Origin of the sequence: Crocosphaera watsonii WH 8501 (assembly GCF_000167195.1) — a bacterium.
GTDB lineage: Bacteria > Cyanobacteriota > Cyanobacteriia > Cyanobacteriales > Microcystaceae > Crocosphaera > Crocosphaera watsonii.
The window spans coordinates 1-13,910 of the sequence record NZ_AADV02000016.1; the positions used below are offsets into that span (position 1 = coordinate 1).

Below are 13,910 nucleotides of genomic sequence, written 5' to 3' on the forward strand. Positions count from 1 at the left end.
GGGGGGGAATACTTTGGGGAATCCTCTAGAGAAAACTTTAAGATTTTCTAATTGCTGGGGAAATATCCCTGGGAGTTTTTTAAAATAGGGTACACCTTCAATTTTTTATGGCGCCCAAATTCAAACAAGGGGAAAATTTTTGAAATCTTTTTTTTCGGGGAACAATTCCCAAAAGGGGGTTAAAAAAAGTATCCATGTTTCCCCAATTCATTGACCCTTTTTCCGCAAAAATGGGTCAAAAATTTTAATTCAACGTTAACCTTTTGTAAAATTTTCCTTTAGAGGTCAAAGAAACTTTCGTCAACTCGAAAACATTCAAGGAAATTGCCCGTCAAATTACGGGTATTGGGCGGGTATTATTGGGCATTGCCCTAAGAAAATACTGGAATCCCCTATCCCCGGGTGAAACCATAAACGATGGTAGGCGGTTTTTTAGCTGGAAGCGGAGAATTAGGGCTATTGGAGCGTCTTAGAAAGTGCGATCGCTGGTGCTGTCATAGGCGATAATTTCGGCTATTGGCTTGGTCGTTGGGGAGGTTGGCCGCTATTAATTAAAGTAGGTAGTGTTTTTAACATCCCCTCCCAAAAACTCGAAGAAGTTAGGAAAAAGTTTAGTAGAAACGCCGATAAAGCCGTCTTTTTTGGGCGTTTTGTCACCTTATTAAGAGTTTTTGCCGGTCCCGTCGCAGGTATTGTCCAAATGCCTTATTATAGATTCTTATTGTGTAACTTGGGAGGGGCGACAGTTTGGGTGTTAATTATGGTTACTTTATCCTTTTTTGTGGGGAAATTGGTACCCTTGCAAGAATTAATCCACTGGATCACGCAATTTGGTATTCTAGCTCTAATTGGTGTCATTGGGTGGCTAGGAGTAACATTATGGTCAGAATTTGGTAAACCTGGATTACAAGGTGAAGATTAAAATTGTCAATGCTTTATATATCACACAAAACTTAAGATAATCATCGTAATTGATACAATTTACCTTGATAATTCACGATACAATAGCAACAGGATTGGTAATCATCAATCTTTGTTGTGCCACCCTAGAGCAAGATTACTGAAAGCAAGGGAAAAGTTACTGTATGCCCCAATCTAATCTACATCTCATCAACTCTCATGTAGATAACCATCAGGTTTCCGAACATCACTACAACAAGCAAACTCATCAAGCTTATAAACCTGAATTATCCTTAAAAGAAGTTAACCAAAGCCTAGAAAATGCCAACGCTCAACAGGTTGTAGAATGGACTAGGGAGACCTTTGGGGAAGGATTAGTCATGAGTACCAGTTTTGGTATTCAAGCTGCTGTGATGCTGCATCTAGTGACCGAAGTAGTGCCAGATATTCCCGTTATCTGGGTGGATACAGGCTATCTTCCTGCTGAAACCTATCGCTTTGCCGAAGAATTAACCGAACGGCTCAAACTCAATCTCAAGGTTTATCAGTCTCCTTTCACCCCTGCGAGAATGGAAGCACTGTATGGTAAACTCTGGAATCAACACGATCTAAATTCTCTTAATCGTTACGATTTTCTCCGAAAAGTAGAACCCATGCAACGAGCTTTGAAAGAACTTCAAGCCACTGCTTGGTTGGCGGGGTTACGTCGTCAACAAACGGAACATAGACAGTCCTTAGAAAAAGTTGAATTACAAGGGGAAAAGTACAAAGTTTATCCTATTTTAACCTGGGATTCTCGCGATATTTATCATTATTTAACTGCTCATGATTTGCCTTATCATCCTTATTTTGATAAAGGCTATGTTACGGTAGGAGACTGGCATTCTAGTCGTCCGTTGATGGCTGATGATGAAAGTGAAAGAGATAGTCGTTTTCATGGTGTTAAACAAGAGTGTGGCCTCCATTTAAACTTGTCTCCTGGAGCAGCAGAAAGTTTAGATTCTAGCACCCTTTAATATTGTTGTAGCTTCTAGTTATTTGTTCGGGTACTGTATAATATGGTTGTTGATTTACAACGAATATTACGAACCCGAACCTTATATTGTGATCGTTAAAATCAATGCTTTAGATGTAACTGCTCACCGCAACAAAAAAGTCTTATTGAAAAGCACTACAAACAACATCAGTTGAGTCAACAAAAATATAAGCCCTGTGATTTAGCGTAAAATTTAAGCTAATTTATTACGGCTATTTTAATGACTAACATTCCCAGAATCAAGTCTTTTAAAAACCTCAAATAAAAACAACAATATGAGAAAAAAAAGAATAGTAAGATAGTTTTTTGTTAGCGGAGATTATCCGCTAATCCTGTGTATTTTTGTGCAGAGAGATAGGGGGATCAAGAAAAATCTATCCCCCATCGGCTCCGGAGCCTTTTACATCTCTAATCCTGGGGGACTCCGACCAGCTAATGACAATAATTCGCATAATTGGACAATGGCATTTTGCCCCTGTAATCTCATGGTCTCTAAAAAACTGAACATTTGGGTGACTAACTCTGCACCCCAGTCGCTTCTTGCTCCCCCACTTACTTTGCGGTGAATGACAATGGGACGTAAAGCTCTCTCAGCATCATTATTATCTGGTTTGACTTCAGGATAAGTTAGAAAGGTGAACCACTCTTCCCAATGACGTTTGAGACGGTTAATCAATCTTTGTGCATCATAAGGCCATCCTTTTTTGGGAGTTGCTTTAAAAATCTTTTGCAGTGAGTTCTCGACTTCTGTTCTTTTGGAGCCTAAGTCTTCAAGGGTTAAATTTCGAGCATGATAATGACGATAATGGATACGGGCGGTTGCTAAAACTTGCTGTACATCGGCAGCAAATTCTCGATTCGCTTGAAAACGACTGGTTTTAAGGGACTCTAACTCTCGTTCTAAATGTGCCAGACATTTCTGTTTGGCCATCGCACTTTGTCTAAAGTAGGCACTATAGCAGTCACTGGTGAGGATGCCCTTAAAATCTGCTCCTAACAATTTCTCGACTTCTGCGGAGCTTCTAGTGGGAGCCAACATCAACACACAGACCTCATTTGATGTGGCTACCCAAACCCAATACTTGATGCCATCGATGCAATAACTGGTTTCGTCAACACATCGGATTCCTGGCTGCTGGATGTACTTTAACCACTGTTGGGTCAAGGGTTCTAAACTTTCTTGAAACCATTTGTGCATTTTGGCAAGGCTCCCTTGAGAAATGGGAATGCCAAAGACATACTCTATAAAATGTTCCTGTTTACGCCATGTAAGATTACCCCCATAGCCAAGCCAGCCCACGATGCTACTTAATCGCGCCCCATAACTGAATCCTTCTTTAACTCCCAATGGAACAGGACTGTAATCTGACCATCCACAACTAGGACATTTATAGAATCCGCGACGATATTCCCTGATTTCTATGGGTTGGTCTACTACTTCAGCCACTTGCTGGACTTTTTCGGGAACTACTTCATCTCGTTCCACTGAACCCCCACGAACAGGACAGTTTTCTAGTTCTAAAGGGACTATCTTATCGGGCTGACCAAAACCATTACGGGTCTTCCCTGGGTGGTCATATTTTGGTCCGCGTTTAAATCCTTTTTTGCGTTTCTTTTTGTCAGAAGGCTTTTTTAGTTGGTCTGATGATGGGGGGACTGAACTGTTTTTTGAGTTACGGTTTTTTAGCTTATCTCTCTCTTCTTTCAATTTTTCAATTTCTTGCTGTTGTGTAGAGATTTGTTGTTGTTGCTGGTCAATCAGTCTTTGTTGAAGAGATAACTGTATGTTGTGCCTTGACTAGCCACTCAATCATGAAGACATTGTTCGCCAACTGTTCATCGGCGATAGCTCTAACTAGCTTTGAATCAATGGTAGCATTTGTGGTCATAACCCCCACTATACATAAAAATCCCCGATTTTACCTTTATGTTGTCAAGACAGATTCTTTATTGCGGTGAGCAATTACCTTATACAGGGCATTCTCCTTTGAACTTGTTGTTTTACCTTGCTAGTTATCTGCCAGGGAAGCTTTCTTTATTAGCTTTATCTTTAATCTAACATCTCATTTGTACATCTCCTAGTTTTCGCAATCAAACTTTACATTACAGGGATCAAGGGAATCTTGGTTATTTTTTAGGTATTTATCTTTATTTAGCAGTGTAACGGGTTCTACGCACATACTATACTAATTAGGGTTTGCTGAAAAAGTTTCTCCAAAATTTATGCCACTTTTGACCAAGAATTTTCTGACAAATCAATAAGTTTTAGTACATAAAAATTGTTTAAAGTATAATCAAAATTAATGAAAGGCGGTTTGATGAGTTCCCCTGTTCTATTATTAGTAAATAAGGACAAAAAAAGCGACAAAAACTGCCTCAGAAGTTTAGAAAGATTGACAACTAAAAATGTAATAGCAATAGATGTAATGGAGGTTTCAGGGAGTTTTGTCATCACGAGATTTAGGCTAAATCTTCGTTTAGCTTGTCCAAACTTTCCCTCAATAGCATTACGGAAGCATTCATCGGAGTGGGCTTGTTTCTTTTCTTCTTCACTGACATTTTTCGGAGGTCTTCCTAACTTCGGACCACTGATTCTTATCCCTCTTTCCTTACACCAATTTCTGTTTTCCCTAATTCGATAAATTTTATCTACATGGACGGATTCGGGATAATAGCCAAACGTTTCTTTATACTTTTCTACTTGTTCTTTTAAATGACAAGATTCATTGAAGTTTTCCCAACTTATTTTGTATAGAAACACATAGTTATCTACACAGCTTACTGAGAGTTTAGCTCCAAACTCTATTGGTTTTCCTGCTTTTCCCCTCACTATTGGACGAATATGCGGTTGAGTTAAACTTACAATTCTTTGAGGAACACTCTGGGTCTTATTCTCCCACATTGACTGTTGTTGTTCATAAAATTTTTTGATAGTCTCTAGACAATTTTTCTGTCTTTTACTCAGATTTTCCAGGGAAGCCCCAGCTTGAATTAAGTCTTCTATATTTCCTAAATTTTTCTTAAGGTATTTTAACTGTTTCCCGATAGCTTTTCTTCTTTCTTGATAAGATACTTTTCGTTTTTTAGCTACTTTTAAGTATTCCTTTCTAGCAATTATTCTAGAAGTTCTCGGCTTTTTTCTCAATTTTACTCTTAATGGTTTATAAAGATTATCTATTATTCTTTCTGTCTCAATTCTGGCTTGATTTAATATGCCTAAATCCGTTGGGTATTTGATGTCTGCTGGCGCACAAGTCGCATCTAAAATTAGTTTACCTTTATTTTTTATTTTTTCTCCTTTTTCTTGGAGACAATCCTTTTTTTTTACTTCTTTATCACTCTTGTCTATTTCTCTTTTTACTATTTTTTTATTGATTTTGTTTATCAATTCTCCATCAATTCTTTTCCTAAAATGAACTAGCATTGAAGATTCCAGTGGTGGCTCTTGTTGATAACAATTTAAACCTATAAAGTATTGTAGATAGGGATTTTCTCTAATCTTTTCTATAGTTTCTCTATCACTTGTTCCTAATTTTTCCTTAATAATTAATGTCCCTAATGCCATTCTAAATAGTTTGGCTGGCGCACCTTTTTCTGCTGAAAAAAGTTTAGCATATTCTTCCTCAAAATCATCCCAAGGTATCAACTCTGCCATGATTACCCAACGATTATTGGGGGACAATTTGCCCTCGAAAGGTAATTCAAATTTTTCTGGGGGCGGTAAAGGTTGCTCCTCTTTTCGATACATTTGTTCTTGACCAACAACTGGGAGGTGTTTCTACCAATTATAGCGGTTTGTAGCCGACAAAGCTGATCTTTTTTGCGATCGCGAATATGGGTGTAACCTTTTAAAGAATAGAGTTTTGCTTTTATTCAGCAAACCCTAATTTAGGGTTTGCTGAAAAAGTTTCTCCAAAATTTATGCCACTTTTGACCAAGAATTTTCTGACAAATCAATAAGTTTTAGTACATAAAAATTGTTTAAAGTATAATCAAAATTAATGAAAGGCGGTTTGATGAGTTCCCCTGTTCTATTATTAGTAAATAAGGACAAAAAAAGCGACAAAAACTGCCTCAGAAGTTTAGAAAGATTGACAACTAAAAATGTAATAGCAATAGATGTAATGGAGGTTTCAGGGAGTTTTGTCATCACGAGATTTAGGCTAAATCTTCGTTTAGCTTGTCCAAACTTTCCCTCAATAGCATTACGGAAGCATTCATCGGAGTGGGCTTGTTTCTTTTCTTCTTCACTGACATTTTTCGGAGGTCTTCCTAACTTCGGACCACTGATTCTTATCCCTCTTTCCTTACACCAATTTCTGTTTTCCCTAATTCGATAAATTTTATCTACATGGACGGATTCGGGATAATAGCCAAACGTTTCTTTATACTTTTCTACTTGTTCTTTTAAATGACAAGATTCATTGAAGTTTTCCCAACTTATTTTGTATAGAAACACATAGTTATCTACACAGCTTACTGAGAGTTTAGCTCCAAACTCTATTGGTTTTCCTGCTTTTCCCCTCACTATTGGACGAATATGCGGTTGAGTTAAACTTACAATTCTTTGAGGAACACTCTGGGTCTTATTCTCCCACATTGACTGTTGTTGTTCATAAACTTTTTTGATAGTCTCTAGACAATTTTTCTGTCTTTTACTCAGATTTTCCAGGGAAGCCCCAGCTTGAATTAAGTCTTCTATATTTCCTGAATTTTTCTTAAGGTATTTTAACTGTTTCCCGATAGCTTTTCTTCTTTCTTGATAAGATACTTTTCGTTTTTTAGCTACTTTTAAGTATTCCTTTCTAGCAATTTTTCTAGAAGTTCTCGGCTTTTTTCTCAATTTTACTCTTAATGGTTTATAAAGATTATCTATTATTCTTTCTGTCTCAATTCTGGCTTGATTTAATATGCCTAAATCCGTTGGGTATTTGATGTCTGCTGGCGCACAAGTCGCATCTAAAATTAGTTTACCTTTATTTTTTATTTTTTCTCCTTTTTCTTGGAGACAATCCTTTTTTTTTACTTCTTTATCACTCTTGTCTATTTCTCTTTTTACTATTTTTTTATTGATTTTGTTTATCAATTCTCCATCAATTCTTTTCCTAAAATGAACTAGCATTGAAGATTCCAGTGGTGGCTCTTGTTGATAACAATTTAAACCTATAAAGTATTGTAGATAGGGATTTTCTCTAATCTGTTCTATAGTTTCTCTATCACTTGTTCCTAATTTTTCCTTAATAATTAATGTCCCTAATGCCATTCTAAATAGTTTGGCTGGCGCACCTTTTTCTGCTGAAAAAGTTTAGCATATTCTTCCTCAAAATCATCCCAAGGTATCAACTCTGCCATGATTACCCAACGATTATTGGGGGACAATTTGCCCTCGAAAGGTAATTCAAATTTTTCTGGGGGCGGTAAAGGTTGCTCCTCTTTTCGATACATTTGTTCTTGACCAACAACTGGGAGGTGTTTCTACCAATTATAGCGGTTTGTAGCCGACAAAGCTGATCTTTTTTGCGATCGCGAATATGGGTGTAACCTTTTAAAGAATAGGGTTTTGCTTTTATTCAGCAAACCCTACTTATCCAGTATTAGGAATAGTTTTAATTCTTTTGTTAGCAATAGATAAAATATCTTGATAAGGACAAGCACTAGCTATAGCGATAATAATTCTTCTACAACTAATCTTTATTCTGGCTCCCAACTTAAGAAGATTTAGACGTATTCTTCCCACAGTTGCTTTAGCCAATGAAGTTTTTTTTAAACAGTGTTGATGAAAAGCATTTATGAGAACATAAGCCCAGGAATGTATCCATAATCTTAGTTGATTACTTTGAAATGTTTGAGTTGAAGTTCTATCAGCTAACAAGTCTAATTGTTGTTCTTTAATCCGATTTTCCATCTCGCCTCTCGGACAGTATTTTTTTGTATAAAGTTTTGAGGGTGGAATTTTTGAAGCGGGCAAAGATGTCACCACATGGCGCATTTTTAAGCCATCACTTCCATAACAAACTTTTGTCACTACTCTTCTTTGACAACTCCATGACTTTTCTGTTTTATAACGAATAGAGCGATACCAAGTAGAAATTGGTACTAATTTTTTAACTTCTTCTAAATCTTCTTTTTTCTGAAATAAACTATCCATTAATTCAGTTATTGGAGCTAGTTTTTTTCATATTCATGTTTGGCTTTTTCAATTACATCATCCGCTCGTAACTTAAGAACGCCATTTGTTCCCATAGCTATAACATAATCAACTAAAAGCTGATTTTCACAAAAATAGAAGATTTCTTCACGGGCATAGGCACTATCACCCCTAACTAGGATATGAGTCTCTGACCATTTTTCTCTAATTAGTCCGATAATTCTTTGTAATTCGTCTAAGGCTCCATCGGCTGGATCTACATTAGATGAACGAAGTTTAGCAACTAATAAATGATGCCCACAGAAAATATATAAAGGAGCATAACATACTCCGTGATAATAACTATTAAAAAATGCCCCTTCTTGATTACCATGTACTTGGTCATCCGTGACATCCATATCTAATATAATACTTAAGGGAGGTTTTTTATAAGACTCTAAAAAAAATTCGACAAAAGATTTTTCAATGGCTTCAAAGTTGGGTTCTATTTTATGATAACGACTCGTTTTTTGATCGAGAATAGTCTCAGGACAATATTCCAATCTATTAATTGTACTTTTTCCAGCTAACCATCCCTTTTTATCTTCAAGTTCATTAAGCTTTTCTAAAGCGATCTTAAGGGCAGGATCGTGACGTAATTTATCATGGTCATTGACATCTTCATAGCCTAAAATAATTCCATAAAGCCTTTGTGCTAATAACTCATGAACGGAATGATCTACATAAGATTGATGACGATGATCTTGAAAACAGTTACCAAACTTCTCGGTAATTCCCAGTTTTTTATCCAACTCAGCTATCCAGACAATCCCCGCATCTGAAGTGATTAGTCCCCCGTCAAAATTAGCGATTATTTCTTTTCCTTTCTGTTTACTAAAGTTGATTACTTGACGAGGGGTTCGGGGATGACTGGGACTCATTAAATCAGTTTAAGGTAAATTGCTTTAATAATTAAATTATAGCATATTTTATTCTAACAATCTAGTACTATTAGAGATTTTATTAATAATTTTTTTGGAAAAATGAGTGATTGATTTATCTTTTCATCTTTGTCTAATTCGGGTTGATTTTAACTTAAAATCTGACAACAGACTGTTGGTTGGGGAAATCTGCGATCGCTCTGTTCAAACCCACTTCCTGTAAGGCTTCTGTGTTTGGCGATCGCAGATTTTGTGAGAAATTCGGGTAAAGTCTTTCCTCTTCTTGAGAAGGAAACCTCTACTAATCTAATCCATTCTTCACTGTCACTGAACTTTAATTTTGTTGTAATCTGATTTTTGTGTATATTAAGTATTGTAAAATTAGAGAGGACAAATCTTGATAAAATTAACAAAATATGAAGTTTTATAAAATATTGTAGCTACCGAAGAAAAAAGGTTATCCCTTCTCAGAAGAGTTTTTCTAAGAACCATGAATCGTATAAAAACCGATAATTGATATCCGTATTAATAAAGTTTATGAATTTGAGCCACCTCACACCGAATAAAATCACCATAAGATATTTAGGGTTAACCAGTCTGGGTTTATTGCTTGCTCAGTTGCTGTTTGGATTTATTCAGATTCGTTGGCGGTATTATCAACGAGTGGAGAATCTGACAACGAAGATGCAGGACTTAAGCCAGGAAATTCGGATAATTTCTCAAGATTCTCAACTAAAACTGGATGATGGTACCTTAGAAAGGCTAATGAAACAGTCAAGTATGAGAAGAGACTTGTTGTACAGTATCATTGTCAACGAGCAAAGGGAACCAGTGGTTAGCTATCTCAATCAGCAAAATCCTACTATTGCCACGGCCCTTTCTCAACTAGAACAAGACAAACTAGAATCAAAACTAGAAAAACTGAGCCAACAACCTCAAGTTAGAGAAATACGGCAACCAATCATCTCCTCTGGAAAGTCATTGGGGGAGGTTCGTATTGCTTATACCTTAGAGTCCCTCTAAGAAAGGAATCTAGAATCGGCAGGCAAAATATTAATCGCTTCATTTATTGTCAGTGGTATCCTAATTCTGATTATGTTCGTCATGTTTCGGCGAGAAGTACAACTGCCTTTAGGGAAATTGGTTCGTCAAACCCAATCTTTACTACCGGAAGAAAAACGGCCAAAATTGGTCCAATGGGATGAAATGTATCAACTAGAAAAGCTGATTATTAGCTTAGGTGATTACTTTCAAGAGCTTCAATATTTACAGGAAGAAATAGCCGAACAAAAGGCTTCAGAAAAAGCCCTTGAAGAACTCAATCTGGCTAAAAGTGAATTTTTGTCGATGATGGGTCATGAAATTCGTACCCCTTTAAATGCTGTCACAGGAATGACGGGATTATTGCTGGATACGGAACTAAGCGATCAACAAAAAGAATTTGTCAATATTATCCGCAATAGTGGAGAAAATCTATTGACTATGATCAATAATATTCTCGATTTTTCCAAAATCGAAGCCAATAAATTAGAGTTAGAAGAAGCACCTTTTGAACTGGGCCTTTGTATCGAAGAAGTTTTACGTCTATTCGTATCCCAAGCATCACAAAAGAAACTAGAATTAGCCTATTTACTGGAACCGAATACCCCCAGTGGCATTGTGGGGGATAGTACCCGCTTAAAACAGATTCTCGCTAATTTGATTGGTAACGCCGTCAAATTCACCCCTGAAGGGGAAGTGGTTATCTATGTCAGTTCCACGGTAATTGAGGGTGGAGAAGGAGAAGTAAACCCCAATTATGAACTGCGGTTTGCCGTCAAAGATACGGGTATTGGTATTCCTAAAGAGCGTTGCCATCGACTGTTTCAACCCTTTAGCCAAGTAGACGCTTCCACCACCAGACAATATGGCGGTACTGGACTAGGATTAGTCATTAGTAAGCGATTAAGCGAACTAATGGGGGGAAAGATGTGGGTTCATAGTGAAGAGGGCAAAGGATCGACCTTTAACTTCACCCTTCGTGCAAAAGCTGCGACAAGTTCCTCTCCAGTGACTTCCCAAGAAGGGGAAAGTGAGTTAATGGGTAAGCGAGTATTGATTATTGACGATAATCTTACCTCACAAAAGATTTTAATCAATCAGGCACAATCTTGGGGAATGTTTACCTGCGCTGTGGATTCTGGAGAAAAAGCTTTGGAATGGCTCAAACGAGGAATAACCTTTGATGTAGCTATTTTGGATATGAATCTCCCTGATATGAATGGTTTAGAGTTAGTTCGTGAAATTCGTAAACAACCCAACTGCACTCGTTTACCCTTGATTATGCTCAGTGCCATTACGGAGACAGAAAAAACATTTCAAAGCAGTGAAGAGGAATTTGTGGCAGTGTTATGTAAACCAGTGCAACGCTCCCAACTGTACAATGTTCTGATGGAAATTTTCTCAGAAATACCCAGAGCACCCATTAGAGTAACCCAATCCCAATCCGTGCAGTGTTCAGAAAAATCTTTAATGGGACAAACTCATCCCTTAAAAATTTTAGTGGCCGAAGATGTGGTGGTCAATCAACAGGTAATTCATTTACTGTTAGAAAAATTGGGTTATTGTGCAGATATTGTCAGTGATGGACAAGAAGTATTAGAAGCTCTGAAAAATTTCGCTTATGATGTAGTTTTAATGGACATCCGTATGCCAGAAATGGATGGGTTAACTGCCACTGATCACATTTGTCAAAACTACGCCCCTGATAAACGCCCTAGAATTATTGCCATGACAGCAGAATCAATGGAAGGCGATCGCGAGAGATTTATAGCTGGGGGAATGGATGACTACATTTGTAAACCAGTGCGTATCAAAGAATTACAAGAAGCCTTAAGTCGTTGTCAACCTCGCTCAGAGTCTCTGGCTATTGAACCAAAAATGTTTAACCAATTACGCAATATAGCAGGGAAGCGAACCAATGAGATTATTAAGGGTTATCTGCAAGATACCGCCCTACGCATCGAGACTATGAACAAAGCCATTGAGAAGAGGGATACTGAGCAATTATATCAAGCTGCTCACGCTCTGCGATCGCCCAGTGGCAATTTAGGAGCTACTAATCTCTACTACTTATGTAAGGAAATGGAGACAATCGCTCGTGAGGGAAGTCTTGAGGAGGCATCAGAGAGAATTTTGGGGATTACAATTGAGTATGATCGGGTTTATTATGCCCTGAAAAAAGAACTTATGCGGGAACCCATACCCGAACCCATACCCGAACCCATGGTTAAATTTGGCGGCATATCCTAAGCAAGTTGTTACCCTAACACCCCTATTGTGAATAAATCTGACTTTAAACGAGAAGACTGCTTGATTTTGATTGTTGATGACGATCGTACTATGAGAAATCTTCTTAAGATTGCCATGGAAGAAGAAGGTTATCGAGCGATCGAAGCTAAAAATGGGGATCAATGTCTCCAAGAATACAAGGATCACAAGCCTAATTTAGTGTTGTTAGATGCCATTATGCCAGAAATGGACGGATTTACCTGTTGCCAGAAATTACGTTCTCTTGAAGATAATAAAAATCTCCCTATTTTGATGATTACAGCACTTGATGATCAGGACTCCATCGATCAGGCATTTGCTGCGGGGGCAACGGATTATATTACTAAACCTATTTTTTGGTCTGTTTTATCACAACGGGTTAACTATCTTTTATTTATGGGTCAGACTTTAAAAGAGTTAACTAGGGTTAAATCTCACTTGACTAAATATAAGCAATGGCAACGTCTAGAACATCAAATAAGTTATCAATGGCAACGATCGTTTCCGATTAAATCCCTGTTTCAAGATTGTCTTGAGCAACTACGAAACCCACTAGAGGCAGAAAGATTGGGTATTCATCGGATGGATGGAAAACTCATGGCTGAAGCTATTGCCCCTGGTTATCCTTCTGTTAAGACCATAGAATGGAAAAAGATTACTTTGCTAAGGCTATATCAATCTAGCTATGAACAAGGAGAAACCATTGTCCTCGATTTCTCGGAAAAAATTGCTTTATCTGAGGAAGAAAAAACTACTTTGGAACAACTGTCCCTAAAAAATTTGACTTTGATCCCCCTTTTGCTTAAAGACAAACTCTGGGGCATTCTCTGGATTCATCATTGTCAAGCTTCTTATCAATGGGAAACCTGGGAAATGGAGTCTTTGAGACATTTAAGCAGTTTAGTGGTCATCAGTTCCAAGATTACGGAGTTGGCACTTTGAGTAATGATGGCAAGTGTCGGCACAGGAAACTTCTCGCCTAACAGCAGAAGTATGTCAGTGCAACCGCCCTACCTTTCAGTGGCGGTTTTTTGTTGCTAATCTGTAATATTTCCCTATCAATCTCTAAAAAAAATCAGTACAATAAAAGGGAGAAATTTTATTATCAGAACTATCATTTTATGGAATCTAGTAGCCCGTCAGGGAAGGTCCCCGAACCTCCTGCCCATAGATGGACTAACGTTATGGGAATAGCGATCGCTATGTTAACCCTCATAGTGCCGATCTTGGTTATTGCCTATTACTCTTCAAATCAGGCCAACTCCTCTCCTGCGACTCGGACCTATCTAGATAATCCAAGGGAATGATGTAAACTACAAATCAGTTGTGAGAAAGGAATAACTGTCTTTGAAAACTCGACTAGCTATTTTAGGGGTTGGACGTTGGGGAACCCATTTAGTGCGCAATTTTTTAGCCCATCCTCAAGCAGAAGTGGTGGCGATCGCTGATCCTAGTTCTGATAATTTAGAGGCTATTCAGCACAAGTTTTCTCTTGATTCTCAATCGATTCTCTTAACATCAAATTGGTAAATTGTCAAGGAAAAACTTGACTTGGATGCTGTGGTGATTGTTAGAAGTTTCGCATTGACAGAAAATA

Annotated in this window: 8 protein-coding genes and 3 pseudogenes; 7 read left to right on the forward strand and 4 right to left on the reverse strand. The window is 37.6% G+C overall.

From position 1 onward, the window contains the following. The first annotated feature begins 313 nt into the window (after window positions 1–313). Window positions 314–922, forward strand: a pseudogene (locus CWATDRAFT_RS13620) (DedA family protein). Window positions 923–1,085: 163 nt separating this feature from the next. Further along, window positions 1,086–1,916, forward strand: a complete 831-nt coding sequence (cysH, locus tag CWATDRAFT_RS13625; protein WP_007305564.1) for a phosphoadenosine phosphosulfate reductase — start codon at window positions 1,086–1,088, stop codon at window positions 1,914–1,916. A 420-nt stretch (window positions 1,917–2,336) separates the two neighbouring features. Here the strand turns inward: cysH and CWATDRAFT_RS13630 are convergent. The 4 genes and pseudogenes from CWATDRAFT_RS13630 to CWATDRAFT_RS35865 form a co-directional block, all read right to left on the reverse strand. Next, window positions 2,337–3,834: pseudogene (locus tag CWATDRAFT_RS13630) on the reverse strand (IS66-like element ISCwa4 family transposase). A gap of 323 nt (window positions 3,835–4,157) precedes the next feature. After that, window positions 4,158–5,684, reverse strand: a complete 1,527-nt coding sequence (locus CWATDRAFT_RS13635) for an IS5-like element ISUnCu10 family transposase (RefSeq protein ID WP_007305566.1) — start codon at window positions 5,682–5,684, stop codon at window positions 4,158–4,160. Window positions 5,685–5,855: 171 nt separating this feature from the next. After that, window positions 5,856–7,381 (reverse strand): IS5-like element ISCwa2 family transposase gene (locus CWATDRAFT_RS33650; protein WP_085961750.1). Its coding sequence is split into 2 segments (ribosomal slippage): window positions 5,856–7,240 and window positions 7,240–7,381, totalling 1,527 coding nucleotides; the frame shifts between segments, so codons are not numbered across the junction. Between the two features lie 139 nt (window positions 7,382–7,520). Continuing rightward, a pseudogene (locus CWATDRAFT_RS35865) lies at window positions 7,521–9,004 on the reverse strand (IS1380-like element ISCwa5 family transposase). Window positions 9,005–9,769: 765 nt separating this feature from the next. Between CWATDRAFT_RS35865 and CWATDRAFT_RS39805 the strand changes: the two are divergent. From CWATDRAFT_RS39805 to CWATDRAFT_RS13665, 5 genes are all read left to right on the forward strand, one after another. Beyond that, on the forward strand, window positions 9,770–10,027 hold the full coding sequence (locus CWATDRAFT_RS39805) for a hypothetical protein (RefSeq protein WP_232287099.1): 258 nt from the start codon (window positions 9,770–9,772) through the stop codon (window positions 10,025–10,027). Between the two features lie 81 nt (window positions 10,028–10,108). Continuing rightward, window positions 10,109–12,295, forward strand: a complete 2,187-nt coding sequence (locus CWATDRAFT_RS13655) for a response regulator (RefSeq protein ID WP_232287100.1) — start codon at window positions 10,109–10,111, stop codon at window positions 12,293–12,295. A gap of 27 nt (window positions 12,296–12,322) precedes the next feature. Continuing rightward, window positions 12,323–13,255 carry a response regulator gene (locus tag CWATDRAFT_RS13660; protein WP_007305573.1) on the forward strand — a complete coding sequence of 311 codons (933 nt, stop codon included), beginning with the start codon at window positions 12,323–12,325 and terminating at the stop codon, window positions 13,253–13,255. A gap of 179 nt (window positions 13,256–13,434) precedes the next feature. After that, window positions 13,435–13,620, forward strand: a complete 186-nt coding sequence (locus CWATDRAFT_RS42125) for a TLTLP motif-containing protein (protein WP_035824761.1) — start codon at window positions 13,435–13,437, stop codon at window positions 13,618–13,620. Window positions 13,621–13,660: 40 nt separating this feature from the next. Beyond that, complete coding sequence (locus CWATDRAFT_RS13665) at window positions 13,661–13,843, forward strand: Gfo/Idh/MocA family oxidoreductase (protein ID WP_007305574.1); 183 nt, start codon at window positions 13,661–13,663, stop codon at window positions 13,841–13,843. Window positions 13,844–13,910: the final 67 nt, after the last annotated feature.